17 protein-coding genes are annotated in these 22,359 nt (G+C 69.8%); 8 read left to right on the top strand and 9 right to left on the bottom strand.

Annotation, left to right across the window (positions count from 1 at the left end):
- Position 1 precedes the first annotated feature (1 nt).
- Positions 2-943 carry an alpha/beta fold hydrolase gene (locus L3i22_RS22110; RefSeq protein ID WP_255658484.1) on the bottom strand — a complete coding sequence of 314 codons (942 nt, stop codon included), beginning with the start codon at positions 941-943 and terminating at the stop codon, positions 2-4.
- Positions 944-1,174: 231 nt separating this feature from the next.
- Between L3i22_RS22110 and L3i22_RS22105 the strand changes: the two genes are divergently transcribed.
- Positions 1,175-1,504 (top strand): DHCW motif cupin fold protein, encoded by a 330-nt coding sequence (locus L3i22_RS22105; protein WP_221328857.1) that lies wholly within the window; start codon positions 1,175-1,177, stop codon positions 1,502-1,504.
- Between the two features lie 12 nt (positions 1,505-1,516).
- Here the strand turns inward: L3i22_RS22105 and L3i22_RS22100 are convergent, their stop codons facing one another.
- On the bottom strand, positions 1,517-2,059 hold the full coding sequence (locus L3i22_RS22100; RefSeq protein ID WP_221328856.1) for an RICIN domain-containing protein: 543 nt from the start codon (positions 2,057-2,059) through the stop codon (positions 1,517-1,519).
- 262 nt (positions 2,060-2,321) lie between these two features.
- Between L3i22_RS22100 and L3i22_RS22095 the strand changes: the two genes are divergently transcribed.
- The gene (locus L3i22_RS22095) at positions 2,322-3,935 is read left to right on the top strand and encodes an ATP-binding protein (protein WP_255658483.1); all 1,614 of its coding nucleotides are present in this window, start codon (positions 2,322-2,324) and stop codon (positions 3,933-3,935) included.
- A 754-nt stretch (positions 3,936-4,689) separates the two neighbouring features.
- Positions 4,690-5,868, top strand: a complete 1,179-nt coding sequence (locus tag L3i22_RS22090) for a GAF domain-containing sensor histidine kinase (protein ID WP_221328855.1) — start codon at positions 4,690-4,692, stop codon at positions 5,866-5,868.
- 58 nt (positions 5,869-5,926) lie between these two features.
- Here the strand turns inward: L3i22_RS22090 and L3i22_RS22085 are convergent, their stop codons facing one another.
- Positions 5,927-7,564: a methyl-accepting chemotaxis protein gene (locus tag L3i22_RS22085; RefSeq protein WP_370644545.1), complete on the bottom strand. Its 1,638-nt coding sequence runs from the start codon at positions 7,562-7,564 to the stop codon at positions 5,927-5,929.
- Positions 7,565-7,947: 383 nt separating this feature from the next.
- Here L3i22_RS22085 and L3i22_RS22080 point away from each other — a divergent pair, with 383 nt between their 5' ends.
- Complete coding sequence (locus tag L3i22_RS22080; protein ID WP_221328854.1) at positions 7,948-11,058, top strand: PAS domain-containing hybrid sensor histidine kinase/response regulator; 3,111 nt, start codon at positions 7,948-7,950, stop codon at positions 11,056-11,058.
- Between the two features lie 3 nt (positions 11,059-11,061).
- Here L3i22_RS22080 and L3i22_RS22075 read toward each other — a convergent pair whose 3' ends face one another.
- The gene (locus tag L3i22_RS22075; protein WP_221328853.1) at positions 11,062-11,733 is read right to left on the bottom strand and encodes a TetR/AcrR family transcriptional regulator; all 672 of its coding nucleotides are present in this window, start codon (positions 11,731-11,733) and stop codon (positions 11,062-11,064) included.
- Positions 11,734-11,828: 95 nt separating this feature from the next.
- On the opposite strand from L3i22_RS22075, the gene L3i22_RS22070 reads away from it, so the two are divergent.
- The 4 genes from L3i22_RS22070 (at position 11,829) to L3i22_RS22055 (ending at position 16,092) form a co-directional block, all read left to right on the top strand.
- Positions 11,829-12,329 (top strand): SRPBCC family protein, encoded by a 501-nt coding sequence (locus L3i22_RS22070; RefSeq protein WP_221328852.1) that lies wholly within the window; start codon positions 11,829-11,831, stop codon positions 12,327-12,329.
- A 43-nt stretch (positions 12,330-12,372) separates the two neighbouring features.
- Positions 12,373-13,095 (top strand): hypothetical protein, encoded by a 723-nt coding sequence (locus L3i22_RS22065; protein ID WP_221328851.1) that lies wholly within the window; start codon positions 12,373-12,375, stop codon positions 13,093-13,095.
- Positions 13,096-13,291: 196 nt separating this feature from the next.
- The gene (gene asnB, locus L3i22_RS22060; protein WP_255658482.1) at positions 13,292-15,124 is read left to right on the top strand and encodes an asparagine synthase (glutamine-hydrolyzing); all 1,833 of its coding nucleotides are present in this window, start codon (positions 13,292-13,294) and stop codon (positions 15,122-15,124) included.
- 245 nt (positions 15,125-15,369) lie between these two features.
- Complete coding sequence (locus tag L3i22_RS22055) at positions 15,370-16,092, top strand: ZIP family metal transporter (protein ID WP_221328849.1); 723 nt, start codon at positions 15,370-15,372, stop codon at positions 16,090-16,092.
- 123 nt (positions 16,093-16,215) lie between these two features.
- On the opposite strand, the gene L3i22_RS22050 is transcribed toward L3i22_RS22055, so the two are convergent.
- Genes L3i22_RS22050 through L3i22_RS22030 form a run of 5 tightly spaced genes read right to left on the bottom strand, consistent with a single transcriptional unit; the run spans position 16,216 to position 22,256 of the window.
- Positions 16,216-16,551, bottom strand: coding sequence for a TfoX/Sxy family protein (locus tag L3i22_RS22050; RefSeq protein WP_221328848.1), 336 nt, complete (start codon positions 16,549-16,551; stop codon positions 16,216-16,218).
- A complete protein-coding gene (locus L3i22_RS22045) occupies positions 16,548-17,168 on the bottom strand; it encodes a TetR/AcrR family transcriptional regulator (RefSeq protein WP_221328847.1) in 621 nt (206 codons plus the stop codon). The genes L3i22_RS22050 and L3i22_RS22045 overlap by 4 nt, the downstream gene beginning before the upstream one ends.
- Positions 17,165-17,824, bottom strand: a complete 660-nt coding sequence (locus tag L3i22_RS22040) for a type 1 glutamine amidotransferase domain-containing protein (protein ID WP_221328846.1) — start codon at positions 17,822-17,824, stop codon at positions 17,165-17,167. The genes L3i22_RS22045 and L3i22_RS22040 overlap by 4 nt, the downstream gene beginning before the upstream one ends.
- Positions 17,825-17,873: 49 nt before the next feature.
- Positions 17,874-19,295 carry a dienelactone hydrolase family protein gene (locus tag L3i22_RS22035; protein ID WP_255658701.1) on the bottom strand — a complete coding sequence of 474 codons (1,422 nt, stop codon included), beginning with the start codon at positions 19,293-19,295 and terminating at the stop codon, positions 17,874-17,876.
- 33 nt (positions 19,296-19,328) lie between these two features.
- Positions 19,329-22,256: a glycosyl hydrolase gene (locus L3i22_RS22030; protein ID WP_221328844.1), complete on the bottom strand. Its 2,928-nt coding sequence runs from the start codon at positions 22,254-22,256 to the stop codon at positions 19,329-19,331.
- Between the last annotated feature and the right edge of the window lie 103 nt (positions 22,257-22,359).

Raw genomic sequence — 22,359 nt, 5'->3', positions numbered from 1 at the left:
ATCAGACCGGCTCGACGGAGACCGGTCCGGCGATCTCCGGCATCTCGAACGACTCGGGCCGGTCACCGCCGGCCAGCCAGGTCAGGACCTTGGGCAGGGCCTCGACGGCACCGAAGTGGGCCCGTGCGCTCTGCATGTCGAGGATCGCGCCGGGGATGTTGCGGGCCAGCCAGCGCGCGTGTGCGGCCGGCGCGAAGTTGTCCTGCGCCCCGTGCCAGAGGTAGACCGGGAGCTTGATCTCGCCGACGTCGAACCCCCAGTCCCGGCGCAGGGCCAGCACGTCGTCGATCCAGCCGTACGGGCCGCTGCGGACGGCCTCGCGGTACGAGATCAACAGCAGCCGCTGGATGGCCGGCTCCTCGACGATCAGCCGATCGGCGTCGGTCATGTCGGCGAGCAGCTGGTCGAGCAGGACGCGCGGATCGTCGGCGACCCGCCGGGCCCGCCGGAGCAGGCGCTCGCTGAGACCGGCGGCCTCGGGCTGGGCGGAGCGGTCGAACCCCGCGGCGTTGTCCGGTGTCATCCCGGCGGCGAAGTCCAGGTCCGGCGCGCTCGGCGCCAGGCTGACCAGGGTGGCGACCCGGTGCACCCGGGACGCCAGCCGGGCCGCGACGGCCAGGGCGTGCGGGCCGCCGCCGGAGCGGCCGACCACCGAGAAACGGGTCAGCCCCAGCTGCTCGGCGATGGCGTGGACATCCGCGGCGGCGTCGACGACCCGGCGGCCACGGTGCTCGGTGGAGCCACCGTAGCCGGGCCGGTCGTACGAGATCAGCCGGATCCCCCGGCGGTAGAGCGCCCCCGGCCGGGGCATCGGGCCGGTCCTGCTGCCCGGTGTTCCGTGCAGCAGGAAGATGGGCCAGCCGTGCTCGGCACCCGAGACGTTGACCATCAGGGTCCGCTCGCCGTCCGCGGCCTTCACCTGGTAATCGCCCAGCCGGGTCACCGCGCCTCCTGATGCTGCCGGGTCAAGGGGACAGCCGCGCGCTGCCGGGAGCAGCGAGCGCGGATGTCCGTACCCTAGGACGCCGATCGCACCAGTGAAGCGGTCACGAGTCAATTATCCAAATATGTCCAATAAATGTCACTCGCCCCGCTCCGTAGCCCGATGGCGGCGCGGCCCGGGCGGGCGAAGGTAGAGTCTGGATCTTCAGTGGATCTCGGCTCAGGGGCGCGCGTGCACATCTCCCGTCATCCGTTCGGCACCATCGACTGGGACCGGGTGGCGGTCACGCTGCATCCGGGTGAGACCGGCACGGCCCAATGGCAAACCCACAACTTCGGCGACGTACGGGTTCGCCGGGTGAGCTACAGCCCCGGTTACCTCGCCGATCACTGGTGCACGAAGGGCCACGTGCTGCTGTGCGTCGAGGGCAGCCTGCGCACCGAGCTCGCCGACGGCCGGACCTCGACACTGGATCCCGGCGACTGCTACACCGTCGGCGACGACAGCGAGCCGCACCGGTCGAGCACGGTCACCGGCGCCACCCTGTTCATCGTCGACTGAGCCGCCCGCCGATCAATACCAGGTCCACTGCTGGGCGTAGGAGTACGTGCACGCCTGGATGACCATCTTCGTGCCGCTCGCCGTGCTGCTGCCGAGCGGGGCCAGGCACCTGTCGCCGGCGTTCTCCGGGCTCAGCACGTAGTAGTCGTGGCCGTCGACGTCGCGCTGGGCGAGCGTCGGTTTCCAGACCTCGTTGCCGTTGTCGTTACAGGTGAACTGCAGGACCACGGTGTTCGGGGCGGTGTCCGCGTTCTTCGTCGTCAGGCACTTGTTGCTGGCGATGTTCTCGATCCACTTGCCGCTCGCGAAGTTGACCGACGGGATGAACGACCACAGCTCGTTCACCTGGGAGATCGAGTGGCAGGTGTAGATGATCATCTGGGTGTTGTTGACCATGCTGCTGTTCGGGTTGTTCAGACACACGCCGGTGTTCGCCCGCGGTTTCAGCCGGTACCAGCCGCTGTCCGCCGACGCCGCGCCCGGCGAGATCCACAGCGCGACGGCGACGAACGTGACGGCGACGGTCAGGGCACTGACGATTCGTTTGATCAGCATCGGTTCCGCCTTCCGGGTCGGTTTCATCCGGCCCCTGCCTAGCAGGTCCGGTGGAAGGCGCGTACTCAGCCGACTAAAGTGGACGAATGATGGACGATCTTGCAGATCGCCCATATCGGCATTATTCGAGCGGCAGGTTTCGCGCGACAAAGCTGATCGGATTGGGCTCCCACGAGAGGTTCGTACCGTGCGGCAGGCCCGCTCCCGGGTGCCAAAGCCGGCATTGACCCGCGGCCGACGGCGGTTCGGGCAATGATGAGGTGTGAGCCTGCGGGGCAAGCCGAACCGGACGACGGCAGCCGCGGCGGCCTCGGGGCCGGCCGCGGCCGCGCTGGAGCTCGCGCCGGGCGGCCTGACACGGAACTCCGCGGACCGGATGGCAGCCGTCATCGCCCGGGCCGCTCAGGCGAGCAGCGCGATGATCCACCTCACCGACGGACAGCATCTGCGCCTGATCGGCGGGCACGGACTGCCACCGGGATTCAATCAACGCCAGTCCGCGCCGATCGCCTCGACCCTGGCCGGCCTGGTGTTGCACAGCGGCTTCCCGGTCGTCATCTGCGACACGCGGACCGACATCCGGGTGCCGATCGACGCGCCCGTGCGCTCCACCGATCTGCGCTGCTACGCCGGATTCCCGATCCGCGACCCCGATGGTCACCTCGTCGGCGTGTGCGCCGTCATGAACAACCAGTGTCGCGACTGGCTGCCGGAACAACTGGCCGGCGTCGACGACGGCGCGCAGGCGTGCACCGCGTTCGTCGCCGAACACCTCGGCCGGGAACGCGAACACCACCAGCGGGTGTTCCTGGACACCCTGCTCGACAGCCTCGACACCGGGGTGGCCGCCTGCGCCGCCGACGGGCAGATGGTCCTGGTGAACCGATCGCTGCGAGAGCGCCTCGGTGGGGGCGACCCGGCCGGCAGCGCCGAGGACTGGGCCGCCCGGCTACCGATCACCGACGCCGAGGGCACCCCGGTGCACGCCTACCAGACGTCCCTGCTGCGGGCACTGCGCGGCGAGACGGTCCGGGGTGCCGAACACCTGCTGCACATCCACGGGCAACAGCGGCTGTTCCGGATCAACGGCCACCCCATCAGCAGCGACCAGGGGCAGCCGCTCGGCGCGGTAGCCGTCTTTCACGACATCACCGCCGCACGCCAGGCCGACCGGCTCCAGCAACTGCTCAACCGCACCAAGGACGACTACCTCAACCTGGTCGGACACGAACTGCGCACCCCGATCTCGATCGTTCTGCTGTACCTGGACGAGCTGCACGACGCCGCCCCGGACACGCCGGCCGCGCAGCTGCGGCCGCTGATCACCGGCGCCCGGCGGGGCGGTGAACGCCTACGCCGGCTGGTCGAGCAACTGCTGGACCTGTCCGCTCTCGACGCCGGACACAGCCCGCTGCATCCGGCCGACGTCGACCTCAGCGCCGTGGTGACCTACGCCGTCGGGCAAGCCGCCGCGCGGGCCGCCGGCAAGAACATCACCCTCACCTGCCGGGTGCCGGACCGTACGACGCAGCACGCCGACCACGCCCGGATGCGGCAACTGGTCGCCGTCCTGGTGGACAACGCGCTCACCTACACCCCGGACGGCGGTGCCGTGATCGTCACGCTCGACAGCACCGACACGGCCGTTGACCTGGCCGTCAGCGATACCGGCTACGGCATCCCGGCCGACGAGCTTCCGCATGTGTTCGAACGCTTCTTTCGCGGCGCGATCACCACCGAACTCGCCATCCCCGGCAGCGGGCTGGGCCTGACCACCGCCCAATTGATCACCCAGTACCACCACGGCACCATCAGCGCCGCGCCGAACGCCGGCCCCCGTCGCGGAACCACCCTGCACGTCAGCCTGCCTCGCTGAGCATCGGCGCCGCGCGCCCGGTGGACGACGGCACCGGGCTGGAACCATCGCGTGCCGCGTCCGTACCGAAATCGTGGTTTTGGTGGTTGTGGGGTTGGTTGTCACCGGCCTTCGGCGGGACACCATCGGTGACAACATGCCCGATGGGGGCGCGGCCCCGGACCGGGCAACGGCTCACCGCCACCGCCCGGTCCGCGCAGCCGAGAAGTCAGCAGCGCACCCGGTAGGTCGTCGAGCCCCAGGCCTTCGGGTTGCCGGCGACGCGGCCGGTGACCAGCGTGCGGTAGGTGAACGTGCCGCTGCCCCGGTCTTCGCGACCACCAGCGGATTGTTCTCGTCCACGGCCGCCGCGGCCCGGTCCGCGGGCAGCTTGCAGGCGCCCGCCGCCGGCCCGCACGTGATCTCGACGCGCCACCCGGCCCTGCCGCCGTGCCGAACTCCGATCAGTCGCGCACAGCGGCCACCGAGAAGATTTGCCCGACTGATATGGGGCATAAATAACGCTGGCACCGGGTCGCAAACAGCCATTCTTCGTCCGATTTACAAAAGTAGGACCACACGTTGTCACCAGCCGACACCTACTCGTCCAGCTGCGAAAACATGCGACTTCACGGGCTCGCGAAGTTCCCGAGTGACATCAGAGGCGCTCCGTGATGGCAACCCCGTACAACACATACCTGTCGCCATACGGCCGATAACAGTGGATGGGACATGGAACCGCTGGACACGGCGACAATGATCAGAGGAATACGCAATGACGCACTCCACCCTGGCCGTGCCGACCGATGCCCGGACCCTGGCGGCTGACCGCTACCGTGCCGCTCTGAGCGAGGTGCCCGAGATTCTCGAGCTCGTCGCCGAAGCCTGCCAGGCGCCGATGGCAGCGCTCAAACTCGTCGGCGGGGGTTCCGCACACTTCGCCGCGACGCTGGGCATCCGGCACGCGCTGGACGTGCCGCAATCCGTGTCGCTCTGCGACGTGGTGGCCGCGACCGACGACACGATGGTGGTCAAGGACGCCACCCGGGATCCCCGACTCGCCGATCACCCGCTGGTGCGTGGTTCGGAGCACGTCCGCTTCCTCGGCGCTGCCCCCCTCCACCACGAGGGGCAGGTCGTCGGTGCGCTCTGTGTCTTCGCCGGCAGCCCGCGGCGCCGCAACACCGAAGCGACCATCCGCGTGCTGTCCCGGATCGCCCGCCGGGTGGATGCCGAGACCGGTCTGCGGCACCTGCTCGCCGACCGGCCGTTCCCGGTCACGGTGAACCAGGACGACATGATATCTGCGATCTCGCACGAGATCCGTACGCCGCTGGCCTCGATCAGCGGCAACCTGGAGCTGATCACCGACTCACCCGGCGCCATCGGGCCCGGGTACGAGCGCCGATTCGACGCGATCACCCGCAACACCGACCGGCTCTGCCGCACCGTGGACAACCTGCTGCGCGCGATGAACCAGCAGAACCACCAGCCGATCGGGCAGCGGCACCTGATCGACGTGGCTTCGGTGGCCTCGGCCTCGGTGGCCGGCCTCGGCGATCAGCGAGTACGCCTGAACACCCCGGCCGGCCCGGTCTGGGCCACCGCCGACCCGCGCCTGCTCGAGGTCGCGATCGGGCACCTGCTCAGCAACGCGCTCTGCTTCGGCAACCCGGAAACGCCGGTGGAGGTCTCGGTCGAGCTTCACCCGCGGCCGGCGATCACCATCCGCGATCATGGACGGGGACTGCCTCGAGGCGAAATGGCAGCGCTCGGCGCGCCGTTCGCCCGAGGCACCGACGCGGTCCGGGACCAGATGCCCGGGCTCGGGCTCGGCCTGTTCATCAGCCGCCGGATCATCGAGGCCCAGGGCGGGACACTGGTGCTGGACAGCACGCCTGGCGAGGGTTTCACCGCACGGATCCTGCTCGCCGAACAGTCCGCGAATCGGTGACCACGTGATGACGCCACCCTCGAGCTGACTGCCGAGGGTCTCAACCCGGTCGCATCCCTCACAGACGGAATGCGGACACCAGACCGCTCAGGTCGGTGGACATTCGCGCGAGCTCAGCGGTCGCCTGCTGCGTCTCAGCCACCCCGCGGCTGGTCAGCCGCGCCGACTCGGCCACCCCGGTGATGTTCTGCGCGATCCCACCGGCACCACCGGCCGCCTCCGCGACGTTGCGATTCATCTCGGCGGTGGTCGCGGTCTGTTCCTCGACCGCGGACGCGATCGTGGTCTGGAACTCGCTGATCCGCTCGATCACGATCGAGATCTCCTCGATCGCGGCGACCGCGCCGCTGGTGTCGGACTGGATCGCCTCGACCCGCCGGGAGATGTCCTCGGTCGCCCGGGCCGTCTCCTGGGCGAGATCCTTGACCTCGCTGGCCACCACCGCGAAACCCTTGCCCAGCTCGCCGGCGCGGGCCGCCTCGATCGTCGCGTTCAACGCGAGGAGGTTGGTCTGCTCGGCGATCGACGTGATCACCTTGATCACGTTGCCGATCTCCGCGGAGGACTCGCCGAGCTTGTTCATCGTCGCCGACGTCATCGCGGTGACGGTGACCGCCTCGGCAGCGACCCGTGCGGCCTCAGCCGCGTTCTGTGAAATCTCCCGGATCGAGGCGCCCATCTCCTCGCTGCCCGCGGAGACCGTCTCGACGCTGCGCGACACCTGCTCGGCCGCGACGGACACGGCCTGCGCCTGGACGGAGGTTTCCTCCGCGGACGCGGAGATCTGCGCGGTGGTGTTCGTCATCTGTTCGGAGGCGCCGGCCAGCGATGCCGCAGACCCCTCGATGGTGGCGATGGTGGTCCGCAACCGAGCCATCGCGGTGTCCAGGGAGCGGCCCATCCGGCCGGGTTCGTCGTACGTGTCCAGACCCGTATGCCGGGTCAGGTCGCCCTCGGCCAGCCCGTCACACACGTAGGTGACCTTGGTCAGCGACTGGACGATCTTACGGGCGACCAGGAAGCCCAGCGCCAGGGCCAGCATCAGCCCGATGACCAGCGTGATGATCGACGTGGTGCGGCTGGATTCGTAGCCGGACTTGGCCGCAGCGGCGTTCTTCGCCGCGTCCGCGGTCTCGGCGCTGTCCATGGAGGCCAACTCGTCATAGACCTTGCCGAGCAGCGGCAGAGCCTCGTTATCGCGAATCGATGCCCATTCGACCAGTGCGCTTCGATTCCCGGCGGGAATCATCTTTCCGGTCACGAGGCCGGCGTAACTATCCCAGTTGACCTGCAAGCCATCGATGATTTTCGCATCTGATGCAGGAACGCTTTTCCGGTAAGCGGTCATCGCGGTCGTGAACGATTGCAGGTCGGCCGTAAACGCGTCAGCAAATTTCTTGGTCGACGCGTCATCGGTCGACAGTGCCTGATTCGCGGCGTCCACCCGAGCCTGCGTCACCACGCCTTTGAGTTGGCCCACCGCCTTGATACTCGCGACGTTGCTGTGATAGATCAGCTGGGCTGAGCTGCTGGCACTGCTGAGCGAGACCAGCCCGACAAGACCCACGACCAGCGCAACCACGGCCGCGGTCACCACCGCGGCGACCACCTTCACTCGGACGCTCAGATCAGCGAAAGAGCCTCGGCGCCGCGCTCCTGACCCAGCCCTGTTACCACCAGACATCATCGCACTCATACCCTTCCTTCTCGGCCCCAAGGGCGAAACTCCGCGCTGAGCGCCTGGCCGACAGATCCACTATCCGGGTGTGCGGCCTCCCGACGTTCAAATTCGGGGATTTCGCTGCCCGGCGCCGGTCGTGAGCTTCGGGTGGGCGAAGGCTTCATCTATGACGGCAAGACCGGGCCGGGGTCTGGACATCAACAGTTTCGGCCAATGCCGGCAGGCGAACTGGTCGAGCCGCACGTGAGGTCTGAGGCAAAGCCACGGCCCAACGAGTTCCCGGGAAAGGTCAGTCTTTGGCCGGATAGCGACCTTCACGACTGGCCACCACCATTTCAGGCCTACGCTAAATCGACTTTCATCCAGGTGCTCGATGACAGCCGCAGGGAAGGGAAACCGTGACAGTCCTGGTAACCGCCCTTTTCGTGCTGATTCTGCTTTGGGTGTCGTGGCGGTATCTGCGCGACCGCGACCCACTGCTCAGGGATGTCATGGCCGTTTTTTCCGCGGTGGGCATGCTGTTCGTGCTGGCGGTCTTCAGCCGTCTCGTCGGTGAGCCCCCACGATCGGTGCGGGGACTGGTGTCAGCGCTACTGCTGGCCCAGCCGGTCCTGACACTCCGGTTGACCGGTCGGCTCCGGCCCGTGCCGAGATGGTTGACGGCAACCGCGGCTGGCGCCTGGATCGTGTGCGCGCTGCCGGTGCTGGTCCTGCCACGCCCGCTACCTCCGTTGGTCATCTGGCCGAGCGTCGTCGTGTTCTTCGCTGGACAAGCCGTCGCGGCATGGTTCCTTGCGATCGAAGCCCGCAACCGCGGCGGAGCTGCACGCAACCGCCTGTGGTGCGCCGCCGGTGGTACCGCGCTTTTCGGCATCGCGCTGCTGATCGCCGGCGGCGGGCGCTCCCTGGCAGCGGACGCACGACTGGTGGCGATGCTGTCGGCTCTGCTGTACCTGCTGGCCTTCGTGCCGCCGCGATGGCTACGCCGGGCCTGGTCCTGGCGGGCGGCATATGTGGTGATGCGCCAACTGCTGGCGGCACCGCCCGACGAACCGGCTGATCAGACCTGGCAATCCTTCTGTGCAGCAGCGGCGAAGGTCCTCGGCGCGGACGCGGTCGTGGTGCTGACACCAGCAACGGGTGATGCGATACGGGTGGCCGGCGCCGCCGGTCTGCCCGACAGCCAACCAGACCGCACACGCAGCGAACTGAACGAACTCATCGCCAGCCGAACCACGATCGACGCTCTCGCCGGCTGGACCCAGCCGCCCGTCGCGGCCGTCGCCTTCGCGCAAGCGACGGGCACCCGGTTCGTGAGCGTGACGGCGGTGAACACCGCCGACGGTCCCGGCGCGCTCCTGGTACTCGGCCGCTATCGCCGCCTGTTCGATGAAGACGACATGATCCAGTTCACCGAACTGGCCGGTCAGGCCGCCGCCCTGGCCGGAAGAGCGCAGGCCCTGGCCGAACGGGAACGCCTCGCGGTGATCGTCGAATCGTCCCCCGACGCGATCATCGCCAAGACCGTCGACGGTGTCATCACCGATTGGAACACCGGCGCGGAGGAACTCTACGGCTACCGCCGTGCCGAAGCTGTCGGTCAGCAGTCGTCGATGCTGTTTTCCCCAGAACAGCAGCAGACCGAAACCAGGTTGCTGGAAGGTGCCGCCCAGGGCGAACGCATCCAGCAGTATCAGGTACAGCGTCTACGCAAGGACGGCACCACGGTAACCGTCTCCCTGACGCTCTCACCGATCACCGGCCCGAACGGTCAGACCGTCGGAGTGGCGTCCATCTCGCGTGACCTCACCGAACGCCAGCGCGCCGACGCCATGTTCGAGGGGCTGCTCGAAGCCGCTCCGGACGCGATCATCGGGGTGACGCGCGACGGCACCATCACCTTGATCAACGCTCAGGCCGAACGACTCTTCGGCTACCAGCGCGACGAACTGCTCGGACAGACGATCGACCGGCTGGTTCCCGAACGGCTACGCGCCACCCACCCGCAGCAGCGTGACGGCTACTTCGCCGAACCGAGGAGCCGGCCGATGGGCGCCGGGCAGGCCCTGACCGCCGTACGCAAAGACGGCAGCGAGTTCCCGGCCGAGATAAGCCTCTCCGCCCTCGACACCGACCAGGGCATCATCGTCTCCACCGCAATCCGCGACGTCACCGACCGCCTGATCGCCCAAGCCGAACGCGAGCGCCTGATCGCCCAGGCCGAACGTGACGCCGGGGAACGACGACTGCAACACGCCAGGCGCCTGGAAAGCCTGGGCCAGCTCGCCGGCGGCGTCGCCCATGACTTCAACAACATTCTCGCCGTGATCACCAACTACACCGAACTCATCGCCGAGACCCTCGACGCGCCGGCGCTCGAACCGCAGGAGCTGGCCGGCGCACGCACCGATCTCGGCCAGATCGGCCGGGCCGCCGAACGCGCCACCCGGCTCACCAAACAACTACTGGCATTCGGACGCCGAGACATCACCCAAGCCCAGGTGCTCGGCCTCAACCATGTCGTCGGGGACCTCGAACCGATGCTGCGGCGCACCCTCGGCGAACACATTCACCTGATCACCACCCTGGAGAAGCACCTGTGGCCGGTCCACGCCGACCCCAGCCAGATCGAACAGATCCTGGTCAATCTGGCCGTCAACGCCCGGGACGCGATGCCCGGCGGGGGCACCCTGTTGATCGAGACCACCAACGCCGACATCGACGCCGACGACTTCGCCGCGACCAATCTTCAGGCCGGCCGATACGTGCGCCTGCGGGTGAGCGACACCGGCACCGGCATGCCCGTCGACGTCATCGAACGCGCCTTCGAGCCGTTCTACACCACCAAACCCAAAGGATCCGGAACCGGACTCGGACTGGCCACCGTCTACGGCATTGCCACTGCCGCCGGCGGTGACGTGCACCTGTACTCCGAAGCCGGCATCGGCACCACCGTCACCGTGGTCCTGCCGGCAGTCGACGCATCCACCGACGTTGCCGCCGACGAAGTACGACCCGCCGGCGGCACGACCACGAGCCCTCAAGCGACCGAAACCATCCTGCTGGTCGAGGACGAGGACGCGCTCCGCCAGGTCGCCGTCCGCATCCTCACCCGCGCCGGATACCACGTCCTGGCCGCCGCGGGCGGCTCGCAGGCCATCCGCATCGCCCAGACCCACCCCGAACCCATCGACATGATGCTCACCGACGTGATCATGCCGAAGATGATGGGCAACGAAGTCGCCGAACACGTCCGGACGATCCGGCCGGGGCTGCCGGTGCTCTACATGTCCGGCTACGCCGAACCGGTCCTGACCGAGAACGGCACCCTGCAAGACGGCGTCACCATCGTGGAGAAACCCTTCACCAGCCGCGAACTGCTCGGCCGGATCCGCAGCATGCTCGACACGGTCCACCCCGAGACGACAGCTCAGCCCCGGGCAAAGGTGACCGCCGATCTGGATACGACATGCCGCGCCGACGATGTCCGGGATGACCTCGACGGCTGACGATCAGTGGGCCGACGTGGGGGCGGCTTCCGGCCACGGCGTCCAGCTGTCCGGGTGGCCGGGGGCGAAATAGCCGGTGTACATGTCCAGGGCGGGATCGAGCAGGGCGGCGTAGTGCCCCTCGTCGAGGGCGGCGCCGGGTTCGTTGGCCTGCTGCTGCACGGAGACTCCGGCGATGAGCGCGACGAACAGCGCCACCCCGCGCTCGGACGCGGCGGCCGGGTGCAGGTGGTGATGCCGCACGGCGTCGGCGATGGCGCCGCGGGTCAGTTCGTAGGTGCGCAGGGCGGGCGCGTAGGCCCGCTCGGAGGGCGTGAACCCGGGCACGGCGCCGGCGAACAGCAGTTGCGCGAGCGCCGGATGGTCCACCGCGAACCGCAGGCTGGCCCAGGCCGCGGCGCGCGCTCCCGGCCAGCCCTCGTCGGCGCCGGCGGCCGCCGCGAGCAGGTCGTGGTGAGTGCGCGCACCGCGCTCGAACAGGGCGTCGTACACCGCCGTCCGGGAGTCGAAGTACTGGTACAGCGAGGGCTGGCGCAGACCCACCCGGCGCGCGACCTCGGTCAGATTCAGGGCGGCCACGCCCTGCTCGGTCATGACCGCCACCGCGGCGTCCAGGATCTCCTCGCGGGTCTGGGCCCGGCGCCGGTCGCGGGGTGTGCTCGGCGGCAACGACATGGCGGCATTCTAGATCAACCAATAGCCTATTGAAAACCCGATAGGCTATCGAATACAGTCGGCGGTAACCCATCCGGCCCCGAAGGAGGCCACTCATGAACCGCCTGGATCACGACGAGGTCCACCTGCACATCGACGCCCCCGCGGAGTCGCTCTACGACCTGGTCTCCGACGTCCCTCGAACCCCGCAGTGGAGTCCCGAGGTGATCTCGTGCCGATGGCTCGACGGGCACACCGAGGCGCGGGCCGGCGCACGTTTCCTCGCCCGCAACAAGAAGCGCTGGTTCGCCTGGTCCAACAGGCCCGTCGTGCGGACCGCCGAGCGGGGCCGGGAGTTCGCCTTCACCCGCACCGAACGCGGCGGCGGCACGATCCTCTGGTTCTACCGCTTCACCGCGTCCGGCACCGGCACCGAGGTCGAGCACGGCTACCGGGTTCTGCGCCCGGTGCCCGCGGCTCTGCACATCGTCCTGCGCGTGCTGCTCGGGGTCGGCGACCTGCGCGACGACCTCCACCAGAACATGACCACCAGCCTGCGCCGGCTGGCCGGCGTCGCCACCGGTTCCGCGCGCCCGGCGCCGGCCGAGCCCGCCTGACCGGCATGTCCATCATCGACTCAGCGCACCAGGAGGGATTCAGATGACATCCGCCACCACCGCACCCGCGATGCTGCCGGTAAGCGTTTCCGCCCAGGCGCTCCGGGCGGCCGCCGGCATGCCGGAGCCATCGGCCGCCCCTCCCCCGGACGGCAGCGAACTGCCGATCCTGCAGCAGGAGAGCTATCAGATGCAGGCGACGCTGGCCGTGAAGCTGGGCTTCCCGATCGCGACCGTGTCGGCCGCCGACAAGGTGATCGCCATGCTCTACGGCATCACCCGCTACACCGACGTCGTGGACAACGGGCACACCGATCGGTACGGCGTGGCCATCCGGGTCCTCCTGGAGATCTACAACGAGGACGTCGACGCCGACCTGACGCTGCCGGTCGTCGCCGCGAAGGCCCAGCTCGGGGCGGTGTCGGCCACCGCCCAGCTGCTGGTGCACGGGTACGTCGGCGATCTGGCGGCGGAGCTGCCGAGCTGGCAGTCGTTCGACGTCAATTCGTACGCCGAGTACCGGAAGGCCATCTCGGCGGTGCAACGCCAGGTCTTCCGGGACGTCGCCAACATCCGCCCGGTCCTGCTGTCCAGCACGATCGCCGCCTCACTCTGGACCGCCGGGGACGGCCCGGCCCGCGCCGGGCATCAGACCCGGCACGCGCTGCAGGGCCGGCTCAACCCGTTCCGGCTGCGACGCGCCGGCAAGCCGGGCGACGATGACTATTCCCCCGCGGAGAGCCCGGCCGGGCAACCCACGACCTGATCTACGTCCGTACCGAAATCATGGGTTTGTGGTTTTGGGGGTGGTTGTCGCGGACCGCAACGGCTCACCAGGATGTTTCCGGCGCAAGTGCCAAATGATTGATTGTCTGTAATGTCACCTTGCGTTGCCTTGTCATCACGCTTCGATTAGAGCTGAAGGGACGGTCGAGGCGGGGAGGTCGCTTGTGTGCGGAATCGTGGGTTGGGTCGACTACCGGCGGGATCTGCGGCACGAAGGCGCGGTGCTGCGGGCCATGACGGCGACGATGAGTCTGCGCGGGCCTGACGCGCAGGGCATCTGGCTCGACGAGCACGCCGGGTTCGGGCACCGCCGGCTGGCGGTGATCGACCTGGACACCGGCGACCAGCCGATGACCGTGCGGCACGACGGCGCCACGATCGTCGCGGTCACCTACAGCGGCGAGATCTACAACTACCGGGAGCTGCGGACCGAGCTGCGCGGGCTGGGCCACGAGTTCCGCACCGCCAGCGACACCGAGGTGCTGCTGCGGGCCTACCTGCAGTGGGGCGCGTCGTTCGTGGAGCGGCTCAACGGGATGTTCGCGTTCGGGCTGTGGGATCCGCGCGAGCAGGCCCTGCTGCTGGTGCGCGACCGGATGGGCATCAAGCCGCTGTTCTACTACCCGACGCCCGACGGCGTGGTGTTCGCCTCCGAACCCAAGGGCGTGCTGGCGCATCCGCAGGTTCCCGCGGTGCTCGACAGCGACGGCCTGCGCGAGCTGGTGTCGATGGTCAAGACCCCCGGGCACGGCGTCTATCGGGGGCTGCGGGAGGTGCGCCCGGGCGAGCTGATCCGGATCGACCGGTCCGGCGTGCACGCCACCCGATACTGGACGCTGGTTGCCCGGGAACACCCCGACGACCAGGCCACTACGGTACGGACGGTGCGCGAACTGCTCGACGACATCGTCGGACGGCAGCTGGTCGCCGACGTACCGGTGGGGGTGCTGCTCTCCGGCGGGCTGGACTCCTCGGCCATCACGGCGCTGGCCGCGAAGGCGCTCGGGGCCGAGCGGGTGCGCTCGTTCGCGGTGGACTTCGTCGGGCAGACCGACAACTTCCGGGCCGACGACCTGCGGGAGACGCCCGACACGCCGTTCGTGCACGACGTGGCCCAGCACGTCGGCGCCGACCACACCGACATCGTGCTGGACTCGCCGGCGCTGATGGACGGGCTCTACCGCAGCGCGGTGCTGACCGCCAACGATCTGCCGTCCGCGCTCGGCGACATGTACACCTCGCTGTACCTGCTGTTCCGCGCGGTCCGGGAACGGTCCACGGTGGCGCTCTCCGGCGAGTCGGCCGACGAGGTGTTCGGCGGCTACCGGTGGTTCCACGACCCGGAGGTGGTCGCGGCCGAGACGTTCCCGTGGCTCGCCGCGATCCAGGTGCACACCAGCGAGCCGGACCTGCAGCTGTTCACCCCCGACGTGGCCGGGGCGCTCGACCTCGACGGGTACCGGGCCGCGGCGTACCGGCAGGCGCTGTCCGACGTCGACCACCTGCCCGGCGAGTCCGGCACCGAACGCCGGATGCGGGAGATGAGCCACCTGCACCTGACCCGGTTCGTGCAGATCCTGCTCGACCGCAAGGACCGGATGAGCATGGCCCACGGACTCGAGGTACGGGTGCCGTTCTGCGACCACCGGCTGGTCGAATACGTGTACAACGCGCCGTGGCATCTCAAGACGTTCGACGGCCGGGAGAAGAGCCTGCTGCGGGCGGCGACCGCGGACGTGCTGCCGGCCTCGGTGGTCGCGCGGCGCAAGAGTCCGTATCCGTCGACTCAGGACCCGGCGTACGAGAACATGCTGCGGACCCGGACCCGGGCGGTGCTGAGCGACCCGAACTCGCCGGTGCGGGCGCTGATCGACGACAAGGCCGCCCATCAGCTGGTCGGGGGTGGGTATGAGGGCAGTTCGCTGGGCAACCTGCGGCGGGGCATGGAGATGGTGCTCAGCCTCGACGAGTGGCTGACCCGCACCCCGGTGAGCCTGCGCCTCGACTGACGCCCGCCGCGGGCGGCGAGACGTCTTCCGAGCACGGCTGCGGGTGCGGTGACGTGGACAAACGGCTGCCACCCATCACCCGCCACAGGTGATGCGCGCACGAGCGCGAGCCCTCAGGATGATCTCGGCGTCCATCGTCCTCAAGCAGCTGGAGCCGTGGAGGGGGCCGACCGCATGCACACCTTCGACACATCCGCCCCGGCGGAGGCGGCCCGGGCCGCTGAGCCGGCGTAGGCGCGGGCCCGATGCTGGAGGCATTCCTCTGGGGAGCGCTCAGCGCCTCGGCCCTGCTCGCCGGTGCCGTCATCGCGTATCAGCTGCGGCCGGGCCGCCGGCTGATCGCGGCGGTGATGGCGCTGGGCACCGGCGTGCTGCTCGGCTCGGTCTCCTTCGAGTTGATCGACGAGGCGCTCAAGACGCGTACGGTCGCGGCGGTCAGCCTGCTGGTACTGATCGGTGCGGGGGTCTTCACCGTCGGCGACTGGCTGCTCAACCGTCGCGGCGGCGGGGAACGCAAGGATGCCGGTGGCGCTCAGGCGGCGGGCTCGCCGCTGGCGATCGTGCTCGGCTCGGTGCTGGACGGCATCCCCGAGTCGTTCGTGCTCGGCCTCACCATCATGCAGGGTCAGATCAGCGTCGCACTGTTGGCCGGGATCGTGCTCTCCAATCTTCCGGAGGGGATGGCGTCCTCCAGCGGTCTTCGCGAGGCGAAGTGGCCGGAACGCCGGGTCCTGCTGATGTGGGTCGCCGTGGTGGCCGTGTCCGCGGTGGCCGCCGTCGCCGGCTACGCCCTGCTGGACCCGGCGCAGGACCGCACCGGCGCCCTGGTGCAGGCCTTCGCGGCCGGCGCGCTGCTGGCCATGCTCTCCAACACGCTGCTACCGGAGGCCTACGAGGTGGAGGGAATCCTCACCGGACCGCTCGTGGTGGCCGGTTTCGCCGCGTCGCTCGCGCTGTCCTCCATTTGATCATTTGAAAGATTTGAGCTACCGCGATGTCCGCCGTGGTCCCGGCCGCCGCTCCCGCGGCCTCACCGTCCGCTTCTGGTCACGCTTACCGACAAAACCCGACGACCGGCCCCGACCCCACTGTCACCTCTTCGACGGCGTGGACGAGTCGTGGTTCGATCCGAGGAGCAGGTCGCGGAGAAGGTCCGGGTCGTCGAGGGCGTCGGCCGGCACGCTCCAGTACGCCTCGACCGTGACCGTACGGCCGCGCGCGGTGTACCGGAACGGAACCGAGCCGTTGTCGTGCCAGGTCTCGCGGTCCGCCAGGTCCACCTTGGCGTACGCGGTGTCCATCACGATGCCGATCTGCCGCCCCTCGTGCCGCAGCGACCAGCCCCCGAAGAAGGGCGCGAGGTCGACGTCCGAGGACGGCCCGAGCAGGTCGACGAGGTGCTCGGCCAGGGCGCGGGAGCCGGTCACGCGGCATACCGGTCGACGAGCGTGCGGTACGCCTCGGCCAGACCGCCGAGCCGGTCGGCACCGAGCGCCAGCGGTACCCCGTAGAAGCCGGCGAGCAGCCCGGTAACCGCCGCCTCGGAGTCGGGCGACGGCCCCAGATGCTGCCGGAACAGCTCGGCCTGCGGGGTCAGCGCGACGTCGAGGGCCCGCGGGTCGTCGAAGACCAGCAGCCGTTCGGCGACGCTGATGTCCAGCACCGCACAGATCCCACCCCCGCGCGCCACCTCGGCGGTGATCTCGAACCACATCCGGGGCCCGGCCACGATCGACCGCGCCGTCTCGTCGAAGAACCGCCGGATGAACTCGACACCGTCCGGCGCCCCGTCGGCGGCGAGCACCGTGCCGATGCGCCACATGCAGATGTGGTACGCGAGCAGCTCGGTCTTGGATCCGAAGTGGGCGAAGAACGTCGGCTCGGACACCTCGGCCGCCGCCGCGAGCTCCCGCACCGGAATGTCGGCGAACGCCGTGTGCTCGACGCGTTCCCGCACGGCCTGCCACAGCCCGACCCGCAGCCGGGCCCGTTTGCGGTCCCGCAGCGGCAGCGCCGCGAACCGCTCGGCGGCGGCGGTGGTCACCGCAGCGCCAGCGCGTCGACGACCGCGGCGGCGACACCGGCCGACGAGGCCGGGTTCTGCCCGGTGAGCAGGCGGCCGTCGCGGCGCACCGTCGGGGTGAACGGCTCGCCGACCTCGACCACGGCGCCGAGCTCCTTGAGCCGCTGCTCCAGCGAGAACGGCAGCGCGGCGGTCGCGCCGGCCAGCACTTCCTCGGCGTCGCTGAACCCGGTCACGGTCCGCCCGGCCACCAGCGGCTCCCCGGTCGCGGTGGTCGCGCCGAGCAGCCCGGCAACGCCGTGGCAGACGGCCGCCACCACACCGGTGCGGCCGATCGTGTTGACGATCGCCGCGAGGGACTCGTCGTCGGGGAAGTCCCACATCGTGCCGTGCCCGCCGACCAGGAACACCGCGTCGTAGCCGGCCGGGTCGACGGCGGCCAGCGGCACGGCCCCGGCGAGGTCGGCGTCGAGCGCGGGGTCGGTGGTGGTGTCGCCGATGCTGGCCGGGTCGATCGGCGACCGCCCGCCGCGCACCGAGGTGAGGTCGACGGTCAGCCCGGCGTCCCGGAAGGCGCGCAGCGGGGTCACCAGTTCCTCCAGCCAGAACCCGGTGGGCCGGCCGGTCGTGCCGAACGTGTCGTGGGAGGTGAGCACCATGAGAACCGATCGCGTCATGATCACAGTATGCACAAAAACTTTAGTGCGCACAAATTTCAGTGCCCGCTCAGCCAACAAGCGGGAGCGCGGCGGTCAGCGGCCAGATCACCACGACCGAGCCGACCAGGGCGATCGCCCAGGCGGGCGCGGCGAAGCGGTTCAGGATCGCCGACCACAGCGACTGCCAGACCATCAGCCCGGCCAGCGGGACGACGGCCAGCAGCACGAAACCGTGGGTGAGCCCGACGACGGCCGCGGCCACCAGCACGATCACCAGGACCGCGCAGGCGGTCAGCACGCCCAGCGCGTTGCCGCCGGCGACCAGCTCGGTGGCGTAGGCGAACAGCGCGAACGCCGCCCAGACGATCGGGATCAGCCACCAGCGGTGCCCGGCCGGCAGCATGTGGGTCATCCCCCACTGCAGGGGCAGCGTGATCGCGACGATCGCGTACGGCACGAGCAGGGCGAAGCGGGCCCGGCCGGGGGCGGGTCTGCGCTTTCGCCCGTACACCAGCAGCAACGCACCGGTGATCGCGGCGAACCCGACCAGGTAGCCCGCGATCGCGATCGGCAGGCGGGTGGTGGGCAGGAACCGGGCCGCGACCGCCCCGATCCCGGCGGCCACCGCGGTGACCGCGGCGACCCGGGCGAGCGCCGGAAGATCGAAGCGGGGCCACCCGCGACGCTCGCCGGACAGCAGCCGGGCCAGCGGGTACAGGCCGAGCACGAACGCCGCTACCAGCAGCGCCGCGCCGGCGAGCCGTCGCCCGGGGAACGGGATCGGGTCGTCGTTCTGCGGCCCGCCGAACGCGTCGTCGAGCCAGGACACGGTCGCCCGGTGCGCGGCGGGCGCGTACAGGATCGAGATGTGCTCGACGAACGGGACGATGCGGACGGCCCGGTCGGCGCGTTGCGCGGCGACGTCGGCGGCGACCGCACGGAAGCCGGGGAACTCCAGCGCCCCGGCGAGGGTGAGCAGCCGGGCGGGGCGTTCGGCGGACGCGACCGACGAGTCCGGCAGGGAGATCGCCACGGTCGCGGTCACGTCGGGGTGCGCGGCCGCGTAGCGGGTGACGGCGCCGGCGCCCATCGAGTGCCCGACCAGGGCGACCCGCGCCGGGTCGACGTCGGGCAGTGAGCGCAGGTGGGCCAGCGCCACGTCCAGGTCGTGCTGCAGGACCTGGGTGGACTGTGCCGTGCCGGCCGCCTCGTCCGCCAGCGGGCCGGTGTTCGCGCCGTGGCCGGCGAAGTCGAGCAGCACCACCACGTAGCCGCGCGCCGCCAGGGTGTCGCCGAACGGCGCCATCAGCGTCGCCGAGCCGGAGAAGCCGTGCGCGACCACCACCCCGGGATGCCGGCCACCGCCGGCCGGGTGCACCTCGTCGAGCGGCACCCCGGCTTCGACGACATGCGAGCGGGTCAGGCCGTGACCCGCGCCGGCGATCAGCCAGACACCGGCGATCGTGAGGGTGAGCAGCAGAAGCACCATGCGTTTCAAGGGGCCGATCCTAGTGGCACCTGCTCACTGGTACGGCAGGGTCACTGTGGACAGCGCGCCCAGCGAGACCGTGCTCGGGGCGGAGCCGATCGCGCTCCAGATCTCCACCTTGACCGTGCCGTTGACCAGGTTGCCGAAGGTTCCGGTCGTGGTGATCTGCCCGGCCGCGTCGGTGTACCGCTCCCAGCCGGTGACCGGGTCGGTGGCGAAGTAGCGGAACGTCTCGACCCGGTCGAAGCCGCCGTCGCCGGTCAGGTCGTAGGAGACGCGAACCTGGGTGGCGTTGCCGACCGCGGTGCCGGAGTCCACCGCGAGGCCGAAGGCGGTCGCGGCCCCGGACCGGTAGGTCAGGGTCAGCCCGGTCGCGGTGAACGTGGCCGGCGAGTGCGGCTGGTTGTCGTTGACCCCGGAGGCCGCGGCCACCGTCGCGGTACCGGCACTGCCCGCCGCGCCGGCCAGCGCGCCGCCGGCCTGCAGGTATCGCACCGCGCCGCCACCGGTCGGCGGAGTGGACGTGGTCGGCGACGGCGAGGCCGACGGTGACGGGCTGCCGGTCGAGGTGGTGGGCGACGGGTTGACCCCGCCACCGACCGCGTTGCCGCCCGACCAGTTCACCGAGCCACTGGCCACCGTCTTGCCGGCCGGCACCGCGAGGACCTTGCCGTCGGAGAAGGTCACCGTGAGCGCGGCGCCGGTGATGTTCGCCGCGACGTACGTCCTGGCGCCGTTCTTGCTGAACACCCGGGCCAGCGGATGGTTGGCGGTGACGCCGCGATCGGTGGTGCCGAGGGCGGCGAGGTTGCGGATCCAGTGGAAGGTGTGCGCCTTGGTCTCGCCCTCCTCGGGGGTGTAGCCGCTGCCGGCCCGGAACTTGGCCAGCGCCGCGTCACCGTCGCCGAGCGCCAGGTACTGCCAGGCGATGTCCTGCCAGAGGGCCGGCTCGTGCCCGGCGTTGGCGACCATCTCGGCGTAGTTGCGTTTCACGTACGCCGGGTCGTCGCCCAGGTAGAAGTGCCCGCCGGTGACCGGCAGCTGGTTGATGCCCTGGATCTGCTCGGGCGCCGCGGAGAACCAGGTCGAGTACGCGCCGCCGTCGCCCCAGACCATCCCGACCGTGCCGTGGCCGAACGCCGCCGGGAAGTTCTCGTTGCGGGTGTCGAACCAGTACTCGTCGATCGCGGCGGCCTGGGTGGTCCAGATGAAGATGCCGGCGTCGCGGATCGCGGTGTTGCCGGTCGCCTGGCCCCACTGGATCAGGCCGTTGGCGAAGTTCATCCCCTCCGACGAGGACTCCTGGTTGTTGCCGGCGAAGAACGCGCCGTGCCCGGCCGCCCAGTCGTGGCCGGCGTAGATGTCGAAGTCCCGCAGGTACGGGAACCGGTTGTCGCCGCGGTCGTAGTTGTTCGCGTCGCGGATCAGCAGGTCCACCATGCCGCCGTAGCGGGCGCTGGTCGCCCAGCTCGGATCGAACTTGGCCAGGGTGGCGGCGGCGGAGATGAAGTAGCCGTAGTGGAAGTGGTGATCGTTGAGCTCGGCGTCGGAACCGTACGACGCCGGGTAGCCGATCAGCGTGCCCCAGTTCTTGTCGTAGTAGAACAGCTTCTGGCTCTTGCCGGCCGAGGCGGTGAACCAGTCGGTCAGCTGGGTGCGGATGGCCGCCAGCGCGGTGTCGCGGACATCGGTGCGCCCGAGCTGGTCGGCGATCTCGGCGATCCGCGCCCCGCTGCCGAGCGCCTTGCCGGTCCAGTAGGTGTCGTTGCCCCGTACGTCGACCGGGTTGTCTTTGACCTGGTCCAGATAGCCGTTGAGGGTGGCCAGGTCGGCGCCACCGCTGTCGGCGACCGCGGGCACCTCGGGGAGCACCCCGTCGAAGATCGCCGACGTGGTGAACGACGACGCGCCGACCAGGTTCTTCATGGCGCCCCGGGCGGTCACGTAGGTCTGCGCGATCGGTGTCGCGCCGGTCAGCGCCCGCCACTGGTGCGGGTAGAGGCCGATGACGGTGCCGGTGCCGGAGCCCTCCCGCGCGGTGGTGGTGTACGTGTACGTGGTCGCGACCCGGCTGCTGTTCTGGTCGTAGGCGTACGAGACCTTGGTGCCGGTGACGTGGTTGTGCGCGTAGGTGCCGTAGCTGGTGGCCAGCGCGTTCCGGTCGGCGGCGCTGGTCGACGGCGTGGTGGGCAGCACGGCGATGGAGAAGTAGCCCTTGCCGGCCAGGGTGGAGGTGATGACGGTGCCGCTGACCGTCCAGGTGGCCCCGGTCGGCGCGTACGCCACGTAGTCCTTGCCGGCGACCGAGTACCCGATCCGCGCCCCGCTGTTCGACCAGATCGTCGGGGTGCTCTTCGTGGTGATCTGCGCGTCGCCGCCGGTGACCTGGAAGTAGGCGAACGGCAGCCCGTGCCCGATGGTCGCCTTCATGGTCCGGGTGCCGTCGCTCCAGTACGGCGTGACGGTCCAGTCGGTCCAGTTGTCCACCAGGGTCCGCGGCGCGTTCAGCCCGGTCACCCCGGCGGTGAAGTCCTCCTGGTAGATGTAGTGGTACTCGCCCACGCCGGTGGCCGTGCCGCTGATCTGCGGCGTGGTGTTGTAGGAGAAGCCGAGCCCGCTCGCGGTGGTGTCGTAGCTGGTCGGGTGCGCGTGCAGGTTCTCGCTGTAGGCGCAGTCGAACTTCTTGAAGACCAGTGACGACCACCAGTCGTTGGTCGGCACCGGGCCGGCCGGCGCGTTGGCGGTCATGAACTGGCGCGGGTTCGTCGCCAGGTCACCGCAGCCGACCGGCAGGCTGCCACCGGCCGGCAGGGTCTCGGTGTAACTGCCCGCCCCGACGACGGCCGCGTCGGCGGTGCCGCTGAGGGCCACCGCGCCGAGCCCGGCGAGGACGGCCGCGGTCGCGGTCAGCACGAGAGCCCGCCCGGACAAGGATCGCGATGCCCGCACGACGAATCCCATCACGCCTCCACTGTTTCCGACCTGCGGCAGCAGCCTGTGAGAGCGCTCTCTGGTGCCTGGAACCGTAGGCGAGGCAGAGCATTTCGTCAATGTTTCCGAAATA

It is taken from the genome of Actinoplanes sp. L3-i22 (genome assembly GCF_019704555.1).
In the GTDB taxonomy this organism is placed as follows: Bacteria; Actinomycetota; Actinomycetes; order Mycobacteriales; family Micromonosporaceae; genus Actinoplanes.
Note: the sequence above shows the minus strand (reverse complement) of the source record. Positions and strands in the feature narration are given on the sequence as shown.

Excerpts from the sequence above, each read along its gene's own strand:
- L3i22_RS22100 (WP_221328856.1), bottom strand. The coding sequence starts at position 2,059 with ATGCTGATCAAACGAATCGTCAGTGCCCTGACCGTCGCCGTCACGTTC.
- L3i22_RS22090 (WP_221328855.1), top strand. The coding sequence starts at position 4,690 with ATGACGCACTCCACCCTGGCCGTGCCGACCGATGCCCGGACCCTGGCG.
- L3i22_RS22085 (WP_370644545.1), bottom strand. The coding sequence starts at position 7,564 with ATGAGTGCGATGATGTCTGGTGGTAACAGGGCTGGGTCAGGAGCGCGG.
- L3i22_RS22075 (WP_221328853.1), bottom strand. The coding sequence starts at position 11,733 with ATGTCGTTGCCGCCGAGCACACCCCGCGACCGGCGCCGGGCCCAGACC.
- L3i22_RS22070 (WP_221328852.1), top strand. The coding sequence starts at position 11,829 with ATGAACCGCCTGGATCACGACGAGGTCCACCTGCACATCGACGCCCCC.
- L3i22_RS22065 (WP_221328851.1), top strand. The coding sequence starts at position 12,373 with ATGACATCCGCCACCACCGCACCCGCGATGCTGCCGGTAAGCGTTTCC.
- L3i22_RS22055 (WP_221328849.1), top strand. The coding sequence starts at position 15,370 with ATGCTGGAGGCATTCCTCTGGGGAGCGCTCAGCGCCTCGGCCCTGCTC.
- L3i22_RS22040 (WP_221328846.1), bottom strand. The coding sequence starts at position 17,824 with ATGACGCGATCGGTTCTCATGGTGCTCACCTCCCACGACACGTTCGGC.
- L3i22_RS22035 (WP_255658701.1), bottom strand. The coding sequence starts at position 19,295 with ATGGTGCTTCTGCTGCTCACCCTCACGATCGCCGGTGTCTGGCTGATC.
- L3i22_RS22030 (WP_221328844.1), bottom strand. The coding sequence starts at position 22,256 with ATGGGATTCGTCGTGCGGGCATCGCGATCCTTGTCCGGGCGGGCTCTC.